This is a genomic window from Shinella sp. JR1-6, assembly GCF_004284735.1.
Lineage (GTDB): Bacteria > Pseudomonadota > Alphaproteobacteria > Rhizobiales > Rhizobiaceae > Shinella.
Genome location: NZ_SHMI01000009.1, coordinates 149,967 through 172,536 on the forward strand (window position 1 = coordinate 149,967; position 22,570 = coordinate 172,536).

Annotated in this window: 22 protein-coding genes; 8 read left to right on the forward strand and 14 right to left on the reverse strand. The window is 64.4% G+C overall.

Going from position 1 to position 22,570, the window contains the following annotated elements; all coding sequences use genetic code 11:
• Both EXZ48_RS17660 and EXZ48_RS17665 read right to left on the reverse strand, forming a co-directional pair.
• Positions 1-2,394, reverse strand: coding sequence for an EAL domain-containing protein (locus tag EXZ48_RS17660; RefSeq protein ID WP_371687665.1), 2,394 nt, complete (start codon positions 2,392-2,394; stop codon positions 1-3).
• Between the two features lie 229 nt (positions 2,395-2,623).
• Entirely contained in the window at positions 2,624-3,232 is a 609-nt protein-coding gene (locus tag EXZ48_RS17665) for a 50S ribosomal protein L25/general stress protein Ctc (protein WP_023513613.1), read from the reverse strand.
• A gap of 234 nt (positions 3,233-3,466) precedes the next feature.
• On the opposite strand from EXZ48_RS17665, the gene EXZ48_RS17670 reads away from it, so the two are divergent.
• Positions 3,467-4,921 carry a hypothetical protein gene (locus EXZ48_RS17670; RefSeq protein WP_130517356.1) on the forward strand — a complete coding sequence of 485 codons (1,455 nt, stop codon included), beginning with the start codon at positions 3,467-3,469 and terminating at the stop codon, positions 4,919-4,921.
• Between the two features lie 3 nt (positions 4,922-4,924).
• On the opposite strand, the gene EXZ48_RS17675 is transcribed toward EXZ48_RS17670, so the two are convergent.
• Positions 4,925-6,115: a benzoate/H(+) symporter BenE family transporter gene (locus EXZ48_RS17675; protein ID WP_130517358.1), complete on the reverse strand. Its 1,191-nt coding sequence runs from the start codon at positions 6,113-6,115 to the stop codon at positions 4,925-4,927.
• 241 nt (positions 6,116-6,356) lie between these two features.
• Here EXZ48_RS17675 and EXZ48_RS17680 point away from each other — a divergent pair, with 241 nt between their 5' ends.
• The 3 genes from EXZ48_RS17680 (at position 6,357) to EXZ48_RS17690 (ending at position 9,481) form a co-directional block, all read left to right on the forward strand.
• The gene (locus EXZ48_RS17680; RefSeq protein ID WP_050744193.1) at positions 6,357-7,316 is read left to right on the forward strand and encodes a helix-turn-helix domain-containing protein; all 960 of its coding nucleotides are present in this window, start codon (positions 6,357-6,359) and stop codon (positions 7,314-7,316) included.
• Between the two features lie 150 nt (positions 7,317-7,466).
• A complete protein-coding gene (gene adh, locus EXZ48_RS17685) occupies positions 7,467-8,975 on the forward strand; it encodes an aldehyde dehydrogenase (RefSeq protein WP_023514574.1) in 1,509 nt (502 codons plus the stop codon).
• 131 nt (positions 8,976-9,106) lie between these two features.
• Complete coding sequence (locus EXZ48_RS17690) at positions 9,107-9,481, forward strand: DUF779 domain-containing protein (protein WP_130517361.1); 375 nt, start codon at positions 9,107-9,109, stop codon at positions 9,479-9,481.
• Positions 9,482-9,648: 167 nt separating this feature from the next.
• On the opposite strand, the gene EXZ48_RS17695 is transcribed toward EXZ48_RS17690, so the two are convergent.
• The 7 genes from EXZ48_RS17695 to lgt form a co-directional block, all read right to left on the reverse strand.
• Entirely contained in the window at positions 9,649-10,191 is a 543-nt protein-coding gene (locus EXZ48_RS17695) for a Kazal-type serine protease inhibitor domain-containing protein (RefSeq protein ID WP_130517362.1), read from the reverse strand.
• A gap of 75 nt (positions 10,192-10,266) precedes the next feature.
• Positions 10,267-11,199 carry a ribose-phosphate pyrophosphokinase gene (locus EXZ48_RS17700; protein ID WP_023514571.1) on the reverse strand — a complete coding sequence of 311 codons (933 nt, stop codon included), beginning with the start codon at positions 11,197-11,199 and terminating at the stop codon, positions 10,267-10,269.
• Positions 11,200-11,324: 125 nt separating this feature from the next.
• Positions 11,325-12,080: a hypothetical protein gene (locus EXZ48_RS17705; protein WP_037408730.1), complete on the reverse strand. Its 756-nt coding sequence runs from the start codon at positions 12,078-12,080 to the stop codon at positions 11,325-11,327.
• Between the two features lie 119 nt (positions 12,081-12,199).
• Positions 12,200-13,351 (reverse strand): Xaa-Pro peptidase family protein, encoded by a 1,152-nt coding sequence (locus EXZ48_RS17710; RefSeq protein ID WP_130517364.1) that lies wholly within the window; start codon positions 13,349-13,351, stop codon positions 12,200-12,202.
• A 35-nt stretch (positions 13,352-13,386) separates the two neighbouring features.
• Positions 13,387-14,178: a peptidoglycan editing factor PgeF gene (pgeF, locus tag EXZ48_RS17715; RefSeq protein WP_130517366.1), complete on the reverse strand. Its 792-nt coding sequence runs from the start codon at positions 14,176-14,178 to the stop codon at positions 13,387-13,389.
• Between the two features lie 101 nt (positions 14,179-14,279).
• Positions 14,280-15,380 carry a class I SAM-dependent methyltransferase gene (locus tag EXZ48_RS17720; protein ID WP_130517368.1) on the reverse strand — a complete coding sequence of 367 codons (1,101 nt, stop codon included), beginning with the start codon at positions 15,378-15,380 and terminating at the stop codon, positions 14,280-14,282.
• Positions 15,381-15,392: 12 nt separating this feature from the next.
• Positions 15,393-16,205 (reverse strand): prolipoprotein diacylglyceryl transferase, encoded by an 813-nt coding sequence (gene lgt, locus EXZ48_RS17725; protein ID WP_130517433.1) that lies wholly within the window; start codon positions 16,203-16,205, stop codon positions 15,393-15,395.
• Positions 16,206-16,445: 240 nt separating this feature from the next.
• On the opposite strand from lgt, the gene EXZ48_RS17730 reads away from it, so the two are divergent.
• The 4 genes from EXZ48_RS17730 (at position 16,446) to EXZ48_RS17745 (ending at position 18,952) form a co-directional block, all read left to right on the forward strand.
• Positions 16,446-16,706, forward strand: a complete 261-nt coding sequence (locus EXZ48_RS17730; RefSeq protein ID WP_023513263.1) for an accessory factor UbiK family protein — start codon at positions 16,446-16,448, stop codon at positions 16,704-16,706.
• Between the two features lie 391 nt (positions 16,707-17,097).
• The gene (locus EXZ48_RS17735; protein WP_024271243.1) at positions 17,098-17,598 is read left to right on the forward strand and encodes a YbjN domain-containing protein; all 501 of its coding nucleotides are present in this window, start codon (positions 17,098-17,100) and stop codon (positions 17,596-17,598) included.
• Positions 17,599-17,600: 2 nt separating this feature from the next.
• Positions 17,601-18,419, forward strand: coding sequence for a pyrroline-5-carboxylate reductase (gene proC / locus EXZ48_RS17740; protein ID WP_023515649.1), 819 nt, complete (start codon positions 17,601-17,603; stop codon positions 18,417-18,419).
• Between the two features lie 191 nt (positions 18,420-18,610).
• A complete protein-coding gene (locus tag EXZ48_RS17745) occupies positions 18,611-18,952 on the forward strand; it encodes a tRNA-binding protein (RefSeq protein ID WP_023515648.1) in 342 nt (113 codons plus the stop codon).
• Positions 18,953-19,013: 61 nt separating this feature from the next.
• Here the strand turns inward: EXZ48_RS17745 and EXZ48_RS17750 are convergent, their stop codons facing one another.
• The 4 genes from EXZ48_RS17750 to EXZ48_RS17765 all read right to left on the reverse strand — a co-directional run bounded on the left by EXZ48_RS17750 (position 19,014) and on the right by EXZ48_RS17765 (position 22,347).
• Positions 19,014-19,598 (reverse strand): DUF1349 domain-containing protein, encoded by a 585-nt coding sequence (locus EXZ48_RS17750; RefSeq protein WP_130517370.1) that lies wholly within the window; start codon positions 19,596-19,598, stop codon positions 19,014-19,016.
• A 16-nt stretch (positions 19,599-19,614) separates the two neighbouring features.
• A complete protein-coding gene (locus tag EXZ48_RS17755) occupies positions 19,615-20,997 on the reverse strand; it encodes an ATP-binding protein (RefSeq protein WP_023515646.1) in 1,383 nt (460 codons plus the stop codon).
• A 133-nt stretch (positions 20,998-21,130) separates the two neighbouring features.
• Positions 21,131-21,838, reverse strand: coding sequence for a response regulator (locus EXZ48_RS17760; protein ID WP_024271244.1), 708 nt, complete (start codon positions 21,836-21,838; stop codon positions 21,131-21,133).
• A gap of 32 nt (positions 21,839-21,870) precedes the next feature.
• A complete protein-coding gene (locus tag EXZ48_RS17765; RefSeq protein ID WP_088016405.1) occupies positions 21,871-22,347 on the reverse strand; it encodes a MarR family winged helix-turn-helix transcriptional regulator in 477 nt (158 codons plus the stop codon).
• Between the last annotated feature and the right edge of the window lie 223 nt (positions 22,348-22,570).

Sequence of the window (22,570 nt, forward strand, 5' to 3'; positions counted from 1 at the left end):
TCAGGAGGCAGCGGCGCGGCGCTCCGGCCTTTCCGTCATCGTGAATTCGTCCAGTTTCTCCAGGAGCGCGTCAAGCGGAAGAGGACGGCTCAGGAGATAGCCTTGGCCGAACTCGATCTGCATGGACTGGAGGATATCCCACTGTTCCGTCGTCTCGATGCCCTCCGCCACGACCGCACAGCCCATCTGGTGCGAGATCGTGCGGATACCCTCGATCAGCATGCGGCTCTTGCGGCGCACGTCCGGCTGGTCGGAAGAGAGCGAGCGGGTGAAGGACTGGTCGACTTTGACGATATCGACGGGAAAACGGTTGAGATAGGACAGCGAGGAATAGCCGGTGCCGAAATCGTCGAGTGCGATGCGGCAACCGAGATCGGAAAGTGCGTCGAGCACCTCGCGCACGATGGGATTGTCGAGCATCAGCACGGCCTCGGTGATTTCCACCACGATGCGCGACGGTGTGACGCCGTGTTCCAGGAGCAGGGCGGCAAGGCGGGCGGGCAAAGCGGGCTCGAACTGCAGGGGCGAGAAGTTCACGGCAAGATAGCTGTCGGCAAGCCCATCGAGCTTTGAAATGACGGCGAGGCTGGCGATCGACTTCGAGAGGATGGTGTCCCCGATGCGGCTGATCGAACCGTTCTCCTCCGCAATGCCGATGATCTCGGCCGGCGGCAGCAGGCCGCGCTCGGGGTGGCTGAGACGCATCAGGGCCTCGAAGCCGGCGACGCGTCCGTCGGCGAGCGAAACGATCGGCTGGAGATGGGCGACGAACCAGTCGTCGCGCAGGCCCTGGTCGATGAACTGCTCGGTTTCCAGCCGCTTGCGGGCGATGTCCACCATGTTGTTGTCGAAGAGCTGCACGCCGTTCTTGCCGCTGCGCTTGCGCGCATACATCGCCATGTCCGACTTCTGCAGCAGGCAGGCCGCCGTCGAGGCGTGGTCAGGATAGACGGCGACGCCGATGCTGGCGCTGACTTGCAGGTCCGCGCCGTTGATGGTGAGGGGCGTGCGCAGGCTCGCGACCAACCGTTCGCTGACATCCATGGCGAGCTGCCGCGCGTTCGGGGCGGCGAGCAGGATGGCGAATTCGTCGCCGCCGAGCCGGGCGATGCGGTCGCCCGCACGCAGCTGCCGGCGCAGGCGTGTCGCCACCTGGCAAAGCACGTCGTCGCCGGCGGCATGGCCGAGATTGTCGTTGATCCACTTGAAGCGGTCGAGATCGACGAAGAGGCAGGCGAGCTGCTGGCCGAGCCTGTCGGCCGTGCCGATCAGCTCGTCGAGCACCGATTCGAAACCCTGCCGGTTAAGCAGGCCCGTCAGGTGGTCGGTGATCGCCTGGTGATGGTTCCGGTTCTCCGCCTCCTTGAGGTCGGTGACGTCGGTCATCACGGAGAGCGACAGCGCCTGGCGGTGGCTGCTGGCAGCGGTGCCGGTTTCCAGGATCAACACGTCGATCATGCTGTCATCGGCGCAGCGGAAGCGGACGGTCGCCTCGCAGATGCCGCCATTGGCGTTGTTCTCGTCATGGCGCCTGCGATAGGTCTCGCGCCAGTCCTCGGCAACGAAGTCGGTGAACTCCTGGCCGATCACCGCGGCGCGGCGATAGCCGGTCGCGGTCAGCCAGTAGTCGCTGACCGCGGTGATGCGGTTCTCCGCGTCGATGGAGAAGAGCATGGCCGGCGTGAGATTGTAGATGTCGGTGGCGCGGGCATGAGCGAGCTTCAGCTCCTTCTCCTCGCGCTCCAGCTGGCTCTGCATCTCGTTGAAATTGTGGGCGAGGGCGCCCATCTCGTCGCTCGATGTCCAGTCGACATGATGGCGCGAGCCGAGCCGGCGTGTCGCCTCGATGGCGGCCGTCAGCCGCATCAGCGGGCGGATGACGGTGATGCGGTTGCCGATGATGGCGGCGGTAAAGAGTGTCGCCACGGCAAAGAAGAAGATGGCGAAGATGCTCATCTCGTCCGTCGAGAATCGCGAGAGCAGGCCCTCCTTGCGGATCCAGATTTCCGCCGTACCGACCTTCTTGATGCCGTCGTTCGCCTTGTAGAGGATGTCGGTCTTGACGATCGAGCGGGCGTCGTCCGGGTCGGGACGCGTCGCGGGCTTGCTGATGTCGATGACATCCGAGGTGTCGCGCACATGGACGAAGGAGATGTCGGCATCTGCCTGCAACGCGCTGACGATCTGGTCGATGCTGTCCTTGTCGAAATCCCACAATGGCTTGCCAAGTGCCTGGACGTTGGCCTCAAGCAGCACTTCTGTGTTCTCCAGGCGCTCCCGCGCGACGCGGTCGGAGGAAAGGATCAGGAAAAGTGCGAAGAGCGGGGCGACGAAGATGAACAGGGCGCCGATGACGATGGCAATGAAGCGGCTTTCCACCGAATGCATTTTCATGCCGGTTGCCCCCATGCCATGATGCCAAGCCCGCCCATAACGCCCCTCTTTGGCTTTCGCCATCTGTGAGGCTTAGATTTTCATCAAAGTCTTAAATGTTGCTGAAATCGCCGTCCGGAAAAGTGCTGAAAATTCAGGCCTCACGCCACGGTAGTGGCGGAAAGCGGGCAAAGAAAAGCCCCGCATCCGTCGGGATGCGGGGCTTTCGAAGCCGTCAGAACGGAACCGATTACTCGGATGCTTCCGTTGCTTCTTCTTCCTTCACGCCGGCAGCCGGGACAGCGATCGTGGCGATCGTGAAGTCGCGGTCGGCGATGACCGGGCTCGTGCCCTTCGGCAGCTTGACATGCGAGATGTGGATGCCGTCGCCGACCTTCAGGCCGGCCAGGTCAGCCGTGATGAATTCCGGAATATCGCCGGCCAGAGCATGCAGTTCGACAGCGTGGCGAACGATGTTCAGGACGCCGCCGGCCTTGATGCCCGGGGACTTCTCTTCGTTGACGAAGTGAACCGGAACTTCGACGACGACGTGGGTGTTGCCCGAAACGCGCAGGAAGTCGACATGCATCGTGAAGTCGCGGACCGGATCAAGCTGGTAGTCCTTCGGCAGGACCTTGATCTTCTCGCCGTTGACGTCGATCGTCGCAACGGTCGTCTTGAAACCGCCGGCGTGGATACGCTGCGTGACGTCCTTGGTCGACAGGGCGATGGAGAGCGGGGCCTGCTTGTCGCCGTAAATGACTGCGGGAATAAGGCCGTTGCGGCGAAGTTCACGGGAGGACCCCTTACCAACCCGTTCGCGCGTCTCGGCCTTGAGCTCGTAAGTGTCGTGGCTCATGGCTTTACCTTTCGTGTGTTACTGGAGAGCCCTTCGCAGGCAGGGATCGCCCTGCCGCCGCAAAAAGCTTGAGGATTTCGTGAAAGCCTCATCCACGTTGCCTCCAAGGGTGTCTACGCGGACGGGGGCTCGATAAACGAGAACGCCCGGAAATGCAAGGCCCGCAGCCGGATTGACACGATGCGGTCATGATTGGATGTTCGCTTGCAAATCAGTTCGGCGAAGGAAACCACGATGAGAAGACAGATCCTGATGGCCTCGGCCGCATTCGCGCTTGTATCCGCAAGCCCGGTCCTTGCCCAGGAGGTTTCGCCAGCCGAGGCCGAAAGTATCCAGCAGAAGCTCACGCGCTACCTGCCGCAGGACATGATCGAGGCCGGTCTCGTCAGCGTCAAGGCGGCGACCTCGTTCTACGAGCTGCGCTTCAATCCGGCCGTGCTGCTCGAGAAGCACAAGTCCGGCGCGGTGACGGTCGAAGGGTTGAAGCCGATGACGGCCTATCTGAGGCCCATGCCGGAAGGCACCTATCGTATCGAGGCGAACGACAATCTCGACATCAAGGGGTCCGTCGACGTCGCGCCCGGCAAGAATTCCTTCTCCTACATCATTGCCTCGATGAAACTCGAAGGCATCTACGATCCTGATATCCTCTACTTTACCTCCGCCGATTGGAAGGCCGAGAAGATCGCCTTTACCAGCACCTCGCCGCAGGAGAGTATCACGGCGAGCTTCGGCGAGACGGCGATGCGTCTTGCCGCGGAGAAGAAGGGCGAAGGCATTCTCGACATTTCCAGCACGGGCGTGATGAAGGCCTTTGCCGAGACGATCACCGGCGGTGCGAACGGCCGGGTGGATATCAGCGCCGACACGGTCGACATCGATGTCAGCATGGATGGTGCGCGCAACAAGGTGGTGCAGGACCTCGTCTTCTTCGTGCTCGACAACATGCACAAGGACAAGCTGGAGGCGGTGGATGCGGCGCGGCTGAAGGAGATGCTGCGCTCCGCCCTGCCGGTCTTCGACAACCTCACCGAAACGATCAAGGCCTCCAATGTGAGCGTCGGTACGGAGCAGGGTACGTTCGGCGCCGAGAGCATCAGCTATGTCATCGACATGAACGGCATTGCCCATTCCACCCGTGTCGGCTTCGGTTTCGGCGTGGAGAAGCCCAAGCCGCCGGCCGGCATCCTGCCGGCGGCCTTTGCGGAGGCGCTGCCGGAGCGCGCGACCTTCAAGGCGGCGGTGACCAATCTCGATCTTGCCGGCGCGGTCAACTATCTCATCGACCATGCCGATTTCACCAAGCCCGAGCCGTTGACGGAGGCGCAGAACCAGGAGATCGGCCGCATCATCCTGCCGGACGGCGCGATGACCATGGAATTCGAGGACATTTCCGCCGTCTCGCCGATCTACGACGTGCATCTCGCCGGCAAGATGCTGGTCTATCCCGAGCAGCAGGATCGCCATAGCGCGGAGGTGACGGTGACCATGCGCAACTTCGACAAGACGATCGCCTATCTCCAGAAGAACGCCGCCACGGTGCCGGAATTCGGCCAGGCCGCCTTCGGCCTCCTGATGATGAAGGGCCTCGCCCGCGATGCCGGCGGCGGCGCGCAGGCCTGGGACCTGACGGTCGACAAGGACGGCAAGGTGCTGGTCAACGGCCAGCCGCTGCCCTTCCAGCAGTAAGGATCAGGACCTGGCGCGGCGTCTTGCCGTGAGGCGGGCGAGCGCCAGCATCAGCCCTCCGGCGATCAGCCCCCAGAAGGCGCCGGAAATGCCGGCGAAGGAAACACCCGAGGCGGTGACGAGGAAGGTCACCGCCGCAGCCTCGCGGCCCTCCGGCTCCTTGAAGGCGTTGAGCGCCGAGCCGGCAAAGGCGCTGATCAGCGCGAGCCCGGCGACGGCCTGGATGAGGATCGGCGGGGCGAGGCTGACAAAGGCCGTGACGGCGCCTGCGGCAAGCCCGAAGATCACGTAGAAGACGCCGGCATTGATCGCCGCCCAGTAACGCTTGGCCGGGTCGGGATGCGCGTCGCTTCCGGCGCACATGGCGGCGGTGATGGCGGCAAGGTTGACCGCATGGCCGCCGAAGGGCGCCGACAGCAGCGAGAAGAGACCGGTGACGGCAAAAAGCGGGCCCGGATTGGGCTCGTAGTGGTTGACCTTCAGAACGGCGATGCCCGGAATGTTCTGCGAGGCCATGGTGACGATGAAGAGTGGCAGCGCGATGCCGACGAGCCCGGCGACGGTGAAGACGGGCGCGACGATCTCCGGCCGCGGCAGCAGCGAGTCGGCGAGGCCTGAAAGGGCACCTTCGGGAATGTCGATGCCGAAGGCAAGCACGGCGACGAAGGCGGCAAGCGCCGCCGGTACGGCGTAAAGCCTGTTGATGCTGCCGACGACCACCCAGGCAAGGACGATCGGCAGGCCGAGCAGCGGATCGAAGGCGATGGCCTTCACCGGAGCGAAGCAGAGGCCGATAAGGACGCCCGACAGCATGGCATTGGCGAGGGTCGCCGGGATTGCAGCGACCATGCGGCCAAGCGGCTTCCACAGGCCGGCGATGACGATCAGCACCGCGCAGACGAGGAACCCGCCGACGGCCGTCGCAAAGCCGCCCTCCACGGCGCCGGAACTTGCCAGCAGCGCGGCGCCCGGTGTCGACCAGGCAATAGAGACGGGGAGCCGCGTTGTGGCGCTGAGCACGATCGCGCAGACGCCCATCGACACGGACAGCGCCATCAGGCCGGAAGCCGCCTGCGCCTCCGTGGCGCCGACGCCGGTCAGCCCGTGCAGCACGACGGCGAAGGAACTCGCAAAACCGACGAAGGCGGTGAGCAGGCCCATGAACAGGGCTTGGGCGGAAAAATCACGAAACATGGCAAGGATCGATGCTGGACAGGAATGTGCACTGGTAACAGGCGCCGGGCGGCTTGGAAACAGGGTTTCGGCAAGGGCAGGACCCGGCAGGACGGACAGGAGGCCATTGCCTCGACGGAGCCCTGTTCGCCCCAGTCTTGTACCTTTGTCCTGCTGGACCGGCAGGCGCAAACATGGCTATAGTCGTTGAGCGTTGTATTCTGGCGCGACGATCGGTCGAAGCTTTCGGGGAGGAGAGCGGATGCCCATGCGTTTCGATCACGCAGATCATGTGCAGAGCGTTGCGGCCCACACCTCGGCCGCGGCCAGTTCGCCGGTGGCTGCTTCCTGGCGCCGCTGCCTCACGCTGCACGGGCTTTCCCCCGAAGAGGCACGCCACCCCTGGCGCCTGACCGAGCCGGAATTCCGGCAGGCGCGGGCGCGCTCCAGCGTGCTGATCGAGGAGGCGCGCGGCGAGATCGACCGGCTCTTCGCCACGGTCGGCAAGGCCGGCTGCTGCCTGCTCCTGACGGATGAGAACGGCATTGCGCTCGAACGGCGCGGGGCGGCGGGCGACGACCGCGATTTTCGCGGTGTCGGGCTCTGGTCCGGCACGGTGTGGAGCGAGGCGAGCGTCGGCACCAACGGCATCGGCACCGCGTTGGCCGACGAGCGGCCCGTGCTCATCCTGCGCGACCAGCATTTCCTCTCGCAGAACACCGGCCTTTCCTGCACCACTGCGCCGATCCGCGATCATACGGGGCGCATTGCCGCCGCCATCGACATTTCCACCTGCCGTGACGATGCGGGCGAGATGACCATGTCGATCCTCTCGCAGGCGATCCGCGATGCCGCCGCGCGCATCGAGGCGGGGCTTTTCCGCCGCGCCTTCTCCGCCGCGCGCATCCTGCTTGTGCCCGTCGAGGGGCGTAGCGCGCCGGCGCTGCTCGCCGTTGATCGCGACGACCTGGTGCTGGGTGCAACCCGCGCTGCGCGCCAGGTGCTCGGTCTTGATGACCGGCGCATTGCCACGGGCGTCGCCGCCTCCGACCTCCTGCAGGAGGATAGGGCGGAGGACGGGCGCGACCTCGACGATGCGGAACGCGCGGCGCTGCGCCGCGTGCTGACGCGCGCCGGGGGCAATGTCAGCCAGGCGGCTGACCTGCTCGGCATCAGCCGCGCGACGCTGTACCGCAAGATGAAGAAGCTCTCGATCAACTGATGTTGCAATGCAGCACAGGCTGTCGCGCCGGCCTGTCTCAATTCTGAAACAGTCGCCGCCGCCATCGTCCTGCCCCCTCTACCGCGATCGGCCGAAGCGCAGCACCATCCTCTCCGACGGCCCGTCCGGGCCCTACATGGGAGGAATGACATGCTGCACCAGAAGATCGTCGAAAACCCGTACAAGGCAAAGTACGGCAACTTCATCGGCGGTGAGTGGAAGGAGCCGGTCGCCGGCCGCTACTTCGACAACATCACGCCGGTCACCGGCGGCAAGCTGTGCGAGATCGCCCGTTCTGACGCTGCCGATATCGAGCTCGCCCTCGACGCAGCCCATGCCGCCAAGGACAAATGGGGCCGCACCTCGACCACCGAGCGCTCCAACATCCTGATGAAGATCGCCCAGCGCATGGAGGACAATCTCGACCTTCTCGCCCGTGCGGAAACCTGGGACAACGGCAAGCCGCTGCGCGAGACGCTGGCCGCCGACATCCCGCTCGCCATCGACCACTTCCGCTATTTTGCATCCTGCGTTCGTGCACAGGAGGGCGGCATCAGCGAGGTCGACCACAATACGATCGCCTATCACTTCCACGAGCCGCTCGGTGTCGTCGGCCAGATCATCCCCTGGAACTTCCCGATTCTGATGGCTGCCTGGAAGCTGGCGCCTGCTCTCGCCGCCGGCAACTGCGTGGTGCTGAAGCCGGCCGAACAGACGCCGTCCTCGATCCTCGTCTGGGCCGAGCTGATCGGCGATCTCTTGCCTGCCGGCGTGCTCAACATCGTCAACGGCTTCGGCCTGGAAGCCGGCAAGCCGCTCGCCTCCAATCCGCGCATCGCCAAGATCGCCTTCACCGGCGAGACGACGACCGGCCGCCTGATCATGCAATATGCCAGCCAGAACCTCATTCCGGTCACGCTGGAGCTTGGCGGCAAGTCGCCGAACATCTTCTTCGAAGACGTCATGCGCGAGGATGACGACTATCTCGACAAGGCGCTCGAGGGCTTTGCGATGTTCGCGCTGAACCAGGGCGAGGTCTGCACCTGCCCGAGCCGCGCGCTGGTACATGAGAAGATCTACGACCGCTTCATGGAGAAGGCCGTCAAGCGCGTCGAGAAGATCGTGCAGGGCAACCCGCTCGATACCGCGACGATGATCGGCGCGCAGGCGTCGTCCGAGCAGCTTGAAAAGATCCTCTCCTATATCGACATCGGCCGGCAGGAGGGTGCGGAACTGTTGACGGGCGGTGCGCGCAACGATCTCGGCGGTGATCTCTCGGGCGGTTACTATGTCAAGCCGACCGTCTTCCGCGGTCACAACAAGATGCGCATCTTTCAGGAGGAAATCTTCGGGCCGGTGGTCTCGGTCACGACCTTCAAGGACGATGCGGAAGCGCTCGCCATCGCCAACGACACGCTCTACGGCCTCGGTGCCGGCGTGTGGAGCCGTGAAGCGAACCGTTGCTACCATTTCGGCCGCGACATCCAGGCCGGCCGTGTCTGGACCAACTGCTACCACGCCTATCCGGCCCATGCGGCCTTCGGCGGTTACAAGCAGTCGGGCATCGGCCGCGAGAACCACAAGATGATGCTCGACCACTACCAGCAGACCAAGAACATGCTGGTCAGCTACTCTCCCAAGGCGCTCGGCTTCTTCTGAGCGACCGCTCTCCTTCTCCACCCCCCGGAGAAGGCGTGCAACGGGCGTGGGAGCCCTGTCCGCCGTCGCTCCCCGCTCCATCCCTCTCCCCGCACCCGGGGAGAGGGAAAACCGTTTGGAGGAGAGCTGCCATGACCGAAGCCACGACCGAGCCGCGTGTGGTGGCGACAGACGCCGCGCTGTCGCTCATCCGGGAGATCCAGGCCGATCATCCCGAGATCCTGTTCCACCAGTCCGGCGGCTGCTGCGACGGCTCCTCACCGATGTGCTATCCGGCGGACGACTACATTGTCGGCGATCGGGACGTAAAGCTCGGCGAGATCGGCGGTGTGCCGGTCTATATCAGCGAGAGCCAGTTCGATGTGTGGAAGCACACGCAGCTGATCATCGACGTGGTGCCGGGTCGGGGCGGCATGTTCTCGCTCGACAATGGCCGGGAGAAACGGTTTCTCACCCGCTCGCGCCTCTTTGGCGGCGGTGAGGCCTGTCCACTGCCGGGGCGCTGACGAGGTTCGAGGCAATCGCCCCGACTTTTATGAAAATCCGCCCGCGCTCGACTTCATCCTCGGGCTGGACCCGAGGATCCATATTTTTCAATGGGCTTAGGTGGCCGGGTCAAACCCGGCCATGATGACGGAGGCGTTGAGCGTGCAGCCTACCGATCGGGATGGGCTCAGCCAATCGGGCACTGGCCGCGCCGATAGACCGTGAAGCCGGCCGCCTCCGCCGAGCAGGCATTGCCGAACTCCTTGAAATCCGGGCCGCGGCGCCCGCAGACCGGATTGTAGTCCATCGTGCAGGCGCGCTGGTCACGCGGGCGTTCACGGTCGCCCCGGTCGTTGCGGTCACGCTCCCGGCGGTCCCGATCGTTGCGATTGCGGTCCCTGTCACGGTCGCGGCCGTCATTGTTCCAGCCGTCGCGATCCTCGTCCTGCCAGCCGGTCTGGTTGCGATCCGGGCGGCGGAACTGGCATTCACCGCGGCCGATGATGCCGTAGCCGCTGGAGCGCGCTTCGCAGGCATTGGCGAAGGTCTGGTGGTCGCGGCCGCGCTCGCCGCAGACCGGCGCATATTCGCGGGTGCAGAATTGCGGCGGGCGGGGATTGTAGCCGCCGGGGCCTTCATCGACCTCGACCGAGCAGGCCGCCAGAGTGCCGGCGGCGAGAAGGAGGACGGCAGGCCCCGCGAGCCGGGATAGAAATGGTAGTGAGATCATGGTTTTCCCCTGACGAATCTGAGGGGAACTTAGCGCAGAAATGCCGGGGCCGATATCGGCCCTGGCAAAAATCCGTCAGTCGAAGAGGCTCGATACCGATTCCTCGGCGCTGGTGCGGTTGATCGCTTCGCCGAGCAGGTTGGCCGTCGAGATGACGCGGATGTTGTGCGCCGACTGGACGGCCGTTGTGGGCTGGATCGAGTCGGTGATGACAAGCTCCTTGAGCTTGGACGAGGTGACGCGCGCGACGGCGCCGCCCGACAGAACGCCATGCGTGATATAGGCGGTGACACTGGTCGCGCCGTTCTTCAGCAGCGCCTCGGCCGCGTTGCAGAGCGTGCCGCCCGAGTCGACAATATCGTCGATCAGCAGGCAGTCCTTGCCCGAAACGTCGCCGATGACGTTCATCACCTCGGATTCACCCGGACGGTCACGGCGCTTGTCGACGATGGCGAGCAGACAGTCGAGGCGCTTGGCGAGCGCCCGGGCGCGCACCACGCCGCCGACGTCGGGCGAGACGACCATGACGTTTTCGAGGTTGTAGTTTTCCTTCACGTCGCGCGCCAGGATCGGCACGGCGTAGAGGTTGTCCGTGGGAATGTCGAAGAAACCCTGGATCTGGCCGGCATGCAGGTCCAGCGTCAGTACGCGGTCGGCACCGGCCTCGGTGATGAGGTTGGCGACAAGCTTTGCCGAGATCGGCGTACGCGGGCCGGGTTTGCGGTCCTGGCGGGCGTAGCCGAAATAGGGGATCACGGCCGTGATGCGGCGTGCCGAGGAACGGCGCATCGCATCGATCATGATGAGCATTTCCATCAGGTGATCGTTGGTCGGGAACGAGGTCGACTGCACGACGAAAACGTCCTCGCCGCGCACGTTCTCCTGGATTTCAACGAAGATTTCCTGGTCTGCGAAGCGTCTGACCGTGGCCCGGCCGAGCGGAACATTCAGATAATTGCAGATCGCTTCGGCCAGGAGCCGGTTCGAATTGCCCGCGAAAACCTTCATCTATGGTCCGCCTGTGGATTATGCTGATGGGGGGGCTTTAAGCGGCAAAATCCGTGAATGCAAGGGCTTTGCGATATCCGAAAAGCGTTTCTTCGCATTTCGCTGTGATTAACCCTGCGACGTGCTTAACCGCGTGTGGCGCCGCGCCAGTCGAGATACTGGCGGATCGTCTTCTGGGCGATGCCCTCCATCGTGCGCGCCGGCACGGCGGCCCAGGGATCGGAGGCTGTGCCCGAGACGCTTTCCTGGCCCTGGATGCGATGCAGCCGTGCGCCGCTGCCGTCGAGCACGTCCCAGACATAGACGACGGTGGTCTTGCCGTTGTCGTTCATGGCGGAGAAGTAGCCCTTCAGGATGTATTTGCTCGAACTGTCGGAGGCGCTGCGGATCGTCAGCCCGTTGGAACGGGCTTCCGCGCCGAGCCGCTTGGAGAGCGGTGTCACGGCTTCGACCGGGGCGCCGATGATCGGCAGGAAGCGCACGGTCTCGCCTGCTTCCGCGGCCGGCGGGACGGTGGCGACTTCTTCCGCGCCGGTCGACGTTTCGGCCGCGAGCGAGCGCTGGGCGGTGGTGCGGGCAAGCTCCGCGTCCTGCTGGCCCCCCGCATTGCGGGCAAGCGCGTCGGCCTGGCCCTGCAGCGTGCCGGCGGTGTCCGCGCCCGTCGTGGTGCCGGATGACGGGGTGAAGGCCGTCTCCTGGGTCGTGCGCGTGACGGGTGTCGTCTGTGCGCTCATCTGGTCGAGGTCGTTCTGGGTGACGGGCGGCGAATTGAAGGTGCCGCCGCCGACATCGACCTGCGGCGTCAGCGCGTCCGTGCTGTTGCAGCCGGCAAGGGTGGCAATGAGGCCGATCAGTGCCAGCCGCTTCATCAGCTCTTGCATCATTGTCGTCCGTGTCCTGCGGAAGGCTTTTCGCCTCCTCCGTTCCCCGCAACGATTTATGGGTGCGGCCTCAAGGCCTGTCAATCGCGGGATCGTGCGGGGTCTGCGGGTGGCTCCCCTCAGACCTCGATGAAGTCGAGCCCGTAGCGCGAAAGCGCCTTCGGCGTGTCTGTCGTCGTCAGGTAGGTCTGGCCGAGCGTCATGGCCGTGCCGCTGTCGGAATCGAGCACGATCGTGTGCACGAAAAGCGTCATGTTCGGCTGGATCTCCTGGGGGTTTCCGACGAGGAACATCTGCTGCTCCATCCAGGATGGCGCAAAGCGCGCGCCGACGGAATAGCCGCAGGTGTTAAGCCTGTGGCGGGCAAGGCCGCGCTCGTCGATGATGCGGGCGAAGGTCTCGAAGACGGTGCCGAAGGTATTGCCGGGGCGCAGCACCATTTCCATCGCCTGCATGGCCTCGCGGCAGGCGCTGTAGAGCTCGCGGTGGCGGTTGGACGGCTCGCCGATGATGGCCGTGCGCATCATCGGCGCATGGTAGCGCGCGCTGACGCCTGACCATTCCAGCGTGAGCTGGTCCTCCGCATCGAGTTTGCGCCGGCCGGACTTGGAGCGGCAGAGCAGGGCGTCGGCGCCCGAGCCGATGACGAATTCATTGGCGGCATAGTCGCCGCCGGCGGCCAGCACCGCATTCTGCAGCGCCGCGAGGATCGCCGCCTCGTCGCCGCCGGGCACGATGAGCGGCAGGGCGGCGGCCAGCGCATCGTCGGACAGCGCGGCAGCACGCTCGACATAGGCGATCTCGGCCGGGCTCTTGATGAGGCGCAGCCGGCTGACGAGGCTAGAGGCGTCGACGATCTGGCCGAAACTCTGGAGCTGGTTGTCGAGAAGGCGGGCGTTGCGGCCGGTAAGGCCATGCGTGTCATATTCGACGCCGATGCGGCAACCGAGCAGGTCGAGGTCGGAGAGCAGGTTCTTCAGGTCCATCGTCGGGTCGGCCGTGATGCGGTCGATCCAGATCTCGATCTTCTCGATGTTGGAGGTGTGGCGCGCCTGGCGCAGGTCCGCCGAACGGGTCAGCAGCACCATCTCGCCGGTCGCCTTCACGACGAGCGTCTGGAAGAAGCAGTAGCCGAAGGTGTCGTAGCCGGTCAGCCAGTACATGCTCTCCTGCGCGAAGAGCAGCATGGCGTCGATCTTCTCCTCCCGCATGCGGGCGGTGAGGCGCTGGAGCCGGTTGGCGTATTCCTCGCTGTCGAAGTGAAGTGCCATGGCGGTGTCTCCCTCGTCCTGTGTCGTTGGGGGCCTCAGCCCCTTAGCATGATCGCCGATATCTGGCGGCCGTAGTCGGGTTCCTGGCGGTGCGTGGTGCGCCGGTAGGAGAAGAAGCGCTCTTCGTCCGGATAGGTGCAGATGTCGAGATTTTCCGCCGTCACCCCGGCGTCGGTCAATCGCTGCGTGGTCAGACCCGGCAGGTCGAACATGGCGTGGCCGGGTTTTTCCGAGGGCGTGAAATAGCGCGCATATGCCGTGTCGACGTCGAGGAAGCGTTCCACGAATTCTGGCCCGACCTCGTAGCTCTTCCGGCTGATCGAGGGGCCGAGACTGGCGACGATGGTCTGCCTGCGGGCGCCGAGCCTTTCCATCGCCGCGATGGTGCTTTCGAGCACGCCGTAGAGGGCGCCCTTCCAGCCGGCATGGGCCGCTCCGACGACGCGCGCCTCGGGGTCGCAGAAGAGGATCGGCCCGCAATCGGCGGCAAGCACGCCCAGCACCATGCCGGGTGTCGCGCTGACCAGCGCATCGGCCTGCGGCCGCGCGCCGTCATAATCGCCATCGACCACGACGACATCGGGTGAATGGACCTGATGCACGGTGGCGAGCCGGTCTGGCGTGGCGGAGAACCAGCGGGCGACACGGGCGCGATTCTCGTCGACCTTTTCACGCTGGTCCTTCGAGCCGAGGCCGACATTGAGGCCGCGGTAGATGCCGTCGGAAACCCCGCCGGCGCGGGTGAAGAAGCCGTGCTGCGCGGCCTTTCCGGCGCGCTCCGTCAGGAGCGGGCTTTCGATCGGGGAGGGGAGCGCGTCGTCCTTCATGGTCTCTCGGCTGGGCTTGGGGCGGCCCGTCGGGCCAAGGTTTCGGCCGGGGCATGCGGGGTGCAAATCGGGCCGGATGTTGTCCGGCCTGACGGCCTGTGTCAATCCGGCTGGCGGAAGGGAAAGAGGGCAAGTGGCGTGCTGCCGACGGCCAACACCTTGAAAAGATCACCCATTTTCCCAGCACCTGCGCCGGCGAGCCGGTCGACATCGGCAAGAATCGATTGCTGCGTCGCTGCGTCGCGGTTTCGGCCGAGGGCAGAGGCCCGCTCACCGATGCCAAGGCCGACGAGAAAGTCGCCCTGGTGCAGCATGCCGTGCACATGAAGGCCCACGCTTGCCGCCGTGCCGGCGAGACGCTCGAAATCCACATGGCTCGTCAGATCCGCCTCGCCGGGATGGGCGAGCGGCGGGTCGAAGTCGTGTTTCAGCACCGCCTGTAGCGTATCGCCGAAGCCGGTGACGAAATGGCCGTAGTCGATGATGAGCGCAGTACCGCCGAAACGGGCTATGCGCTCGCCGATCGTCGCCAAGACGGCCTCGCGGGCCGGGGCGATCTCGAAGATCGTGCCGTTTGGCACCGCCTTGTGGTTTTCCGGCAGAAGTGCGGGATCGAGGCCGGCGACGCCGGCGGCAAAGGTCAGGGCGTCGTTCGCATCGAGGCCGACAAGCCGCTCGCGAAAACCGGACGGTGTCTTGATGAACTGGCGGATCGGGATGGCATCGAAGAGCTCGTTGGCGGCAAGCAGCACGAAACCGTCGGGCAGTTCCTCGAAACTGTCGTGCCAGGTGACGCGCGCGGCATGGGTGCCGAGCGTTTCGTGCTGGACGGTGCGCAGCTTCGGGCTTGTCTCGATCAGGTGGATCGTCGCGCTCTCATAGAGCTGCGGGGCGATCCTTGCGATCACGCGCAGCATGTCCGCCATCATCGTGCCCCGGCCGGGGCCGATCTCGGCAATGCGCACGTCCGCCGGTCCGCCGTGTTTCTGCCAGGCATGTACCAGGAAGATGCCGAGCATCTCGCCGAAGAGCTGGCTGACCTCCGGTGCGGTGACGAAGTCGCCGGCGACGCCGAAGGGGTCGCGGGTGCGGTAGTAGCCGTGCTCCGGATCGGCAAGGCACAGGGCGAAATAGTCGGTGACGCTGATCGGGCCGTTGGTTCGGATCAGCGCCTTGATCTTGCGGGCGAGGGGCGTCGGCATCGGCGCGTTCGCTCAGGCACTGGCCGCAGCGGCCGGCCGGGCGCGGACGATCGCCCAGAGGCCGAGTGCGAGCATCGGCAGCGAGAGCAGCATGCCCATGGTGAGCCAGCCGCCGAGAAGATAGCCGAGCTGCGGGTCCGGCTCGCGGAAGAACTCGACCGTGATGCGCGAGAGGGCATAGCCCGCCACGAAGAGGCCGGTCACGAGGCCGGGGCGCTTCAGCGCGGCGAAACGATAGATGGCAAGGGCGAGCACGATGACCAGCACGATGCCTTCGAGCCCCGCTTCGTAGAGCTGGCTCGGATGGCGGGCGAAGGGGCCTGCCTCGGGGAAGATCACGGCCCAGGGCGCGTCGGAGAGGCGGCCCCAGAGTTCGCCGTTGACGAAGTTGGCGATGCGGCCGAAGAACAGGCCGATCGGCACGACGGCGGCGATGATATCGAAGAGGCTCCAGACCGGGATGGCGTTGCGCCGGGCGAAGAGGATCATGGCGAGCGTGGTGCCGGCAAGGCCGCCGTGGAAGGACATGCCGCCGTTCCACACCTGGAGGGCGCGCAGCGGATCGGCCACGACGTTCGGGAAATCGTAGAAAAGAATATAGCCGACGCGACCGCCGAGAATGATGCCGACGGCTGCCCAGACGAGGAAGTCGTCGAGATGGGTGCGGCTTATCGGCGCCTCGCCCGCCCACAGGCGTGGTGTCTCGATCAGCTGGCGCGCATAGACCCAACCCAGGAGGATGCCCACGACATAGGCGATGCCGTACCAGTGCACGGCGACCGGGCCGATGGAGAAGGCGATCGGATCGATCTCGGGATAGGGCATGATGGCGAGGAGTTGGGCAAGGTTCGTCAAGATGAGGCTCTTTTGCGTTTTCGGGCGGAAGATGGAGGCGCCTTGGGGCAGGGTCAAGGCGATAAATCGTGATCGGAGGCGGTGCGGCGGCGTGAAGCGGCGGCGATCCACCGGAATCCGCTTGCAAGCAGCGGCATCAGACCCTACCTCAGGGCAACACGCGGGCGCCGGCGCCCGGAGCGACCATCGACACCTCAGGGAGGTCAGACCATGACGACATCAGGCGCAAACCGTATTCTCGACGACTTCGCCAAGTTGATGACCGACGCCGCCGGTGCCGCCCAGGGCGTGCGCAAGGAGGCCGAGACGGTGTTCCGCGCCCAGGCCGAGCGCTTCATCAACGGCATGGACCTCGTCAAGCGCGAGGAATTCGAGGTGGTGCGTGAAATGGCGATCAAGGCGCGGGATGAAAACGACGCGCTTTTGAAGCGCATCGAGGCGCTGGAAGCCCGCCTCAACGCAGGCAGCTGAGCCGTTCCGGCACAGGTTTTCACCGACAGGACTCGGTTGGCGTGATTCACCCCGCGCCAACCGTTTTTTTTAATAAAATTTTTACCCCTGTGGACACTTGCGAAAAGCCCTTTTCGAAGAGTCTCTTAAGCCTCCGACCTGAATCTTTTTCACAGCCTCTGTCCACAACCGGGCGGAGAAAATGGCGGGCCAGGGGCTGGCGTCGTGACTCCGCCGTTATACACTGATTTTAAATGATGATTCGAAACAGGCAGCGCAAGCTTCGGGCAGGGTAAGTCGTCCAGATTGCGCAGGGTGCCGAGCAATCATTCAGTGTTGTATCCGGAGTACGGTTTGCCGCGTCGTGTGTGTGAGCACGATGTCGCATGCCTTCCGGCCTTGAAGGTGATGCATGAGCCTTATGGAATTGGATATCGGGCGTCAGTCCAACCCGGTCGACATGATCGAGTTCGTCGCAGCCAACAATGACTGGACGTTCGAGCGGTCCGGCGAAGACGAGATCGCGATGACGGTCGAAGGCAAGTGGACGGATTACCACGTCTCCTTCTCCTGGATGGAAGAGTTCGAGGCGCTGCACCTTGCCTGCGCCTTCGACATCAAGGTTCCCGAAAGTCGCGTCAACGAGGTGCATTGCCTGCTCTCGCACGTGAACGGCCAGGTGCTGATGGGCCATTTCGACCTGTGGCGCCGCGAGGACGTGGTGATCTTCCGCCAGTCGCTGTTGCTTGCCGGCGGGGCGGAGCCCACCAACAAGCAGGTCGAGGTGCTGCTGTCGAGCGCGCTCGAAGCCTGCGAGGCTTATTTCCAGGCCTTCCAGTTTGTCGTCTGGTCCGGCATGGACGCCCAGTCCGCCGTCGATGCCGTCCTGTTCGAGACGGTCGGGGAAGCTTGAGGATGGCGGTTGCAGGTTCGGGGCCTATCGTTCTCATCGGTGCCGGTAATATGGGCGGCGCGATGCTGGCGGGTTGGCTGAAGAGCGGTATTTCCGGCTCTTCGGTCATCGTCATCGATCCCGGCCCGCAACCGGCCATGGCGAAGCTGATTGCCGACGATGGCGTGCGCCACGAAACCTCGGCACCCGAGGGTGTCAAGGCCGGCGTGCTTTTCGTTGCGGTCAAGCCGCAGGTGATGGACCAGGTGCTGCCGCCCCTGAAGGGTCTCGTCGGTCCGGAAACGGTGATCGTTTCGGTCGCCGCCGGCAAGACCATCGCCAATCTTGAAAACCATCTCGGCGCTGCCGCCACCGTGCGCGCCATGCCGAACACGCCGGCCATGATCGGTCGCGGCGTGACGGGTGCCTATGCCAATGCCCGAGTCTCTGCGGGCCAGCGCGATTTCGTTCACGCCCTTCTCAAGGTGAGCGGCCCGGTCGAATGGGTCGCATCCGAGGGGGATATCGACGCCGTCACGGCCGTCTCCGGCAGCGGACCGGCCTATGTCTTTTATCTCGTCGAGTGCATGGCGGAGGCAGGACGCAAAGCGGGTCTGCCGGCGGACCTCGCCATGCGGCTCGCACGGGAAACTGTCGCGGGGGCTGGTGAACTGCTTCATCAGTCCCCCGACGACGCCGCCCGCCTGCGCCAGAACGTTACCTCGCCCGGCGGCACCACCGCTGCGGCGCTCGCCGTTCTCATGGCCGAAGATGGCATGCAGCCGCTCTTCGACAAGGCGATCGCCGCCGCGCGCACGCGGGCCGAGGAATTGGCGGGCTGATTTTTCGGGCGCCCGTTTTCGAGTTTTCCCCTCAGCCGACCCTTTTCCCTGCAAGCGGGGAGAGGGGACGTGGCCCACGAACCGGTCATTGTTTGAGGAAAACGGGGCGGCATCTCCCCTTCGCCCCCTGCTTGCGGGGAAAAGGTAACCGGCAGGCCGGGTGAGGGGCCGGAACAGACCAAGGATTTTCCATGACCGACACCATTACCTATGCCGATTTCGAACGGGTCGACATTCGCGCCGGCACCATCATCGAAGCGCTGCCGTTCCCGGAAGCACGCAAGCCCGCCTACAAGCTGACGATCGATTTCGGCCCCGAGATCGGCATCAAGAAGTCGTCGGCGCAGATCACCGTGCACTACACGCTGGAAGATCTCGTCGGCCGTCAGGTGCTCGCCGTCGTCAACTTCCCGCCGCGCCAGATCGGCCCGGTGCGCTCGGAAGTGCTGACACTCGGCTTCGAGGACGAGGCGGGCGCCATCGTGCTTGCCGGCGTCGAGCGGCCGGTGCCGAACGGCAAGAAGATGTGCTGATTCACGGCCTTCGGAGACCGGGCGTAGGACAGCCGGTGACGCTGAACAGAAAGCCTCCGGCCTAGTGGATATCCCGCGACAGGGGCGGCCCCAGCCGGAACTCCGAGAACTCCGCCTCGAAACCCCCACGCTGGGGCGAGCAGGCCATCAGGCCGACCAAAAGGTCCGGAAGCTCCGGCGGAAAATAGGCGAGGCGTGCCATGCGCCATTCGGACATGGCATCCGTCCGGTACTGGACGAAGAGCGCATCGCCGTTGCGTGTCACACGCACGGATATCGCCTCGAAATCGCGGTCGATGCGGAAGGCGGACCAGTCGGAATGGCCGCGCGTCACCACCACGCTGAAGTGTTTCGCACCGTCGGTGAATTCGATGCCGCATTTCATCCAGGTCGTTTCGTCGTGACGGACCATCAGGCCGGCCTGGTCGTAGAGCGTTTCATAGCGGCCGGAAAAGGTCGTCTCCAGCGTGAAGTCGCCAGCCCGGGGGCGGTGCAGGAAATGGCCGCTGTCCGGCTGGAAGCCGTAATAGGTGCGCTGCCAGAAATCGCTTCTAAGGCCGGTGCGGACATGGAGGCGGCCGTCGCGGATCGCGCTTTCCGCCGGTGGGTTGAGCCAGGTCAGGCCGTCGAAGGAAGATGTGCTCATCGGTTCCGCCTGACCACTATGCGGGAATACGGATCGTTGCGCGCAGGCCGCCCATCGGGCTATCCGACAGGGTGACGTTGCCGCCGTGGCTGCGGGCGATGTCGCGGGCGATGGCAAGGCCGAGACCGGTGCCCGACGCGTCGAGATTGCGCGCCTCGTCGAGCCTGAAGAATGGCTTGAAGACGTCGTCACGCGAGCGTTCGGGAATGCCCGGGCCGTCGTCGTCGACGGTGATGGTCAGCCATTTGGAGCGGTGCCGCGCCTCGACATGCACCGTCTTGGCGTAGCGCATGGAGTTGGAGACGAGGTTGCCCACGAGGCGGCTGAAGGCGTTCGGGCGCACCATGACCTCGTCCTCGCCGTCGATCTCGCTGGAGAAGGTGCGCTCGTGCAGCTCCGCCTCCATGGCGAACTTGTCGAAGAGGGTGGAAAGCCGCAGCTCGCCGACGTCTTCCTCGACATCGCCACGCGCGAAGGAAAGGTATCCTTCGAGCATGGTCTGCATGTCCGCGACGTCCTTGTTGAGGCCCTGCAGGTCGGGATTGTCGCCGGCGAGCGCCAGTTGCAGCTTGAAGCGCGTGAGGATCGTGCGCAGGTCGTGGCTGACACCGGTCAGCATGGCCGTTCGCTGTTCCATCTGCCGTTCGATGCGCTCGCGCATGAGGATGAAGGCAAGGCCGGCACGGCGTACCTCGTCCGCCCCGCGTGGGGCGAAGTCCTCTGGCATCTTCTGGCCCTTGCCGAAACTCTCCGCCGCCTGCGCCAGCGCCAGGATCGGCCGGATCTGACCGCGCAGGAAGAGGATGGAGATGGTGATCAGCACCAGCGAGGTGCCGACCATCCAGAGCAGGAAGATATGCGTGTTCGAGGCATAGGCCTGATTGCGCCGCGCATAGACGCGCAGGATCTTGTTGTCGAGCAGGATGCGGATTTCGACGAGATTGCTTTCGCCGACCGTGTCGATCCAGAACGGGCGGCGGATCTGCCGCACGATCTCCTCGCTCAGGATCTCGTCGAGAATATTGAAGAACGGCTTGGTGCGCGGGGCGGGCAGTTCCGTGCCCGGCTCGATGGCGATGTTGAGCTCCAGCCGCTCGCGCGCGATACGCGTGATCTCGGAGTAGTTGGAATCCTGCGGGTAGGTGTCGATGAGATCGATGATGGCGGCGATGTCACGGGTGACGGCAGTGGAGAGGCGCTGCGTGACGAGCTGCCAGTGGCGCTCCATGAAGACGAAGGCGACGACCGACTGGAGCAGCACCATGGGGATGATGATGATCAGCAGCGAGCGGGCATAAAGGCCCGTCGGCATCTGGCGGCGCAGCCAGCGGGCAAGGCGCTTCCAGCCGGCGGCCGGTGCGCGCTCGATATCCCGTTTGAAGGTCTCGAAGGTGGTCATCGGACCGGATTTTCCAAGATGGGGCGGCTGCGATTGTGTGAGTCGCGCCAAGAGCTTGCCGCAAGATGTTCATGCGGATGCGTACGGAAAACCGCGTTAAACCTTTGCTTGAATTGCACTGTGCGGCGCACGATCAGCCTTGCTCCACGCTCAGTCGGTAACCGATGCCGCGCACGGTCTGCAGCCACACCGGGTTGGACGGATCGTCCTCGATCTTACGCCTCAAGCGATTGATCTGCACGTCGATTGTGCGTTCACCCACTTCTGTTTCTTCGCCGATCAGTTCGTGGCGTGGAATGGTTTCGCCCGCGCGCAGCGAGAAGAGCAGCATGATCTCCTGTTCGCGATCCGTAAGCCGGATGGCGTCGCTGCCGCGTTTGAGTTCCTTGCGCACGATGGAGAAGGTGTAGGGACCGAACATGACCTGCTCGATCTTCGGCGTCGCCGGCGCGGCGTTGCGTTTCAGGATGTTGTTGATGCGCAGCACCAGCTCGCGCGGCTCGAAGGGTTTCGAAAGATAGTCGTCGGCGCCGGCCTCCAGGCCCTCGATGCGGGCCTTCGATTCGGCAAGCGCCGTCAGCATGAGGATCGGCACCGGGCGGATTTCCCGCAGGCTCTTCGTCAGCGACAGGCCGCTTTCACCGGGCATCATCACGTCCATGATGATGAGGTCGAAATCGAGGCCGCGCAGCTTGCGCCGCGCCTCGTCGGCATCTGCAGCGACGGTGACACGAAAGCCCTCGCCCATCAGGTAGCGATTGAGGAGATCGCGGATGCGCGTGTCGTCGTCGACGACGAGGAGATGGGACGCGTCGTCGGAGGGCGTGCCGGCAGCGGTCATCGTCTGTCCTCCCTTTTCTGCTTGTCAGCCGTTCATTCGCTCTTGGCGTTCTGCATGCCGGTGAGGAACTGGATCACCACCCGGCGCTCGTCCGCGCTCATCGCCTCAAATGCACGGGCGATGCGGCGGGATTGCGGCTCGGCGAGCGCCAGCGCCAGTTCCCGTCCTGTCCGCGTCGGATAAAGCTTCCGCTGGCGGCGGTCTTCGGGGCCGGCAACCTGCTGGATATAGCCGGAATCGATGAGCTGCTTCAAGACGCGCGCCAGGCTCTGCTTGGTGATCTTCAGCGTATCGAGCAGGTCGGCGACCGTCATGCCCGGCTCGCGGTTGACGAAGTGCACGACCCGGTGATGGGCACGGCCGAAGCCGCTCTTTTCCAGGATCGCGTCGGGATCGGAAATGAAGTCGCGATAGGCGAAGAAGAAGCCTTCGATGATCTCGAAATCGATGCGATCGTCGCCTGTCATGGCGTCGTGGTGCAGCTCGCTCACGCCGTTCTTGTCCGGCATCTGTCGCGCCACGTTGTCATTTCCTTTCATGCCTTGCCGTCCCCGCGTAATTTATAGCAAAATATGTCAGCTTTGTTGACATATTTTGCCGCCCTTGTTAGGGTCCCGCCTATATTGCGGTTCCCGGACGCCGAAGAAATCCGGTGTTTTTCCGATCCCCAATCCGGATTACGCTCATGATCAGGTAATCCGGGCCTGTTTCTGGTTAGACCGTTACAGGCAA

Excerpts from the sequence above, each read along its gene's own strand:
- EXZ48_RS17660 (WP_371687665.1), bottom strand. The coding sequence starts at position 2,394 with ATGAAAATGCATTCGGTGGAAAGCCGCTTCATTGCCATCGTCATCGGC.
- EXZ48_RS17665 (WP_023513613.1), bottom strand. The coding sequence starts at position 3,232 with ATGAGCCACGACACTTACGAGCTCAAGGCCGAGACGCGCGAACGGGTT.
- EXZ48_RS17670 (WP_130517356.1), top strand. The coding sequence starts at position 3,467 with ATGAGAAGACAGATCCTGATGGCCTCGGCCGCATTCGCGCTTGTATCC.
- EXZ48_RS17675 (WP_130517358.1), bottom strand. The coding sequence starts at position 6,115 with ATGTTTCGTGATTTTTCCGCCCAAGCCCTGTTCATGGGCCTGCTCACC.
- EXZ48_RS17680 (WP_050744193.1), top strand. The coding sequence starts at position 6,357 with ATGCCCATGCGTTTCGATCACGCAGATCATGTGCAGAGCGTTGCGGCC.
- adh (WP_023514574.1), top strand. The coding sequence starts at position 7,467 with ATGCTGCACCAGAAGATCGTCGAAAACCCGTACAAGGCAAAGTACGGC.
- EXZ48_RS17690 (WP_130517361.1), top strand. The coding sequence starts at position 9,107 with ATGACCGAAGCCACGACCGAGCCGCGTGTGGTGGCGACAGACGCCGCG.
- EXZ48_RS17695 (WP_130517362.1), bottom strand. The coding sequence starts at position 10,191 with ATGATCTCACTACCATTTCTATCCCGGCTCGCGGGGCCTGCCGTCCTC.
- EXZ48_RS17700 (WP_023514571.1), bottom strand. The coding sequence starts at position 11,199 with ATGAAGGTTTTCGCGGGCAATTCGAACCGGCTCCTGGCCGAAGCGATC.
- EXZ48_RS17705 (WP_037408730.1), bottom strand. The coding sequence starts at position 12,080 with ATGCAAGAGCTGATGAAGCGGCTGGCACTGATCGGCCTCATTGCCACC.
- EXZ48_RS17710 (WP_130517364.1), bottom strand. The coding sequence starts at position 13,351 with ATGGCACTTCACTTCGACAGCGAGGAATACGCCAACCGGCTCCAGCGC.
- pgeF (WP_130517366.1), bottom strand. The coding sequence starts at position 14,178 with ATGAAGGACGACGCGCTCCCCTCCCCGATCGAAAGCCCGCTCCTGACG.
- EXZ48_RS17720 (WP_130517368.1), bottom strand. The coding sequence starts at position 15,380 with ATGCCGACGCCCCTCGCCCGCAAGATCAAGGCGCTGATCCGAACCAAC.
- lgt (WP_130517433.1), bottom strand. The coding sequence starts at position 16,205 with ATGCCCTATCCCGAGATCGATCCGATCGCCTTCTCCATCGGCCCGGTC.
- EXZ48_RS17730 (WP_023513263.1), top strand. The coding sequence starts at position 16,446 with ATGACGACATCAGGCGCAAACCGTATTCTCGACGACTTCGCCAAGTTG.
- EXZ48_RS17735 (WP_024271243.1), top strand. The coding sequence starts at position 17,098 with ATGAGCCTTATGGAATTGGATATCGGGCGTCAGTCCAACCCGGTCGAC.
- proC (WP_023515649.1), top strand. The coding sequence starts at position 17,601 with ATGGCGGTTGCAGGTTCGGGGCCTATCGTTCTCATCGGTGCCGGTAAT.
- EXZ48_RS17745 (WP_023515648.1), top strand. The coding sequence starts at position 18,611 with ATGACCGACACCATTACCTATGCCGATTTCGAACGGGTCGACATTCGC.
- EXZ48_RS17750 (WP_130517370.1), bottom strand. The coding sequence starts at position 19,598 with ATGAGCACATCTTCCTTCGACGGCCTGACCTGGCTCAACCCACCGGCG.
- EXZ48_RS17755 (WP_023515646.1), bottom strand. The coding sequence starts at position 20,997 with ATGACCACCTTCGAGACCTTCAAACGGGATATCGAGCGCGCACCGGCC.
- EXZ48_RS17760 (WP_024271244.1), bottom strand. The coding sequence starts at position 21,838 with ATGACCGCTGCCGGCACGCCCTCCGACGACGCGTCCCATCTCCTCGTC.
- EXZ48_RS17765 (WP_088016405.1), bottom strand. The coding sequence starts at position 22,347 with ATGCCGGACAAGAACGGCGTGAGCGAGCTGCACCACGACGCCATGACA.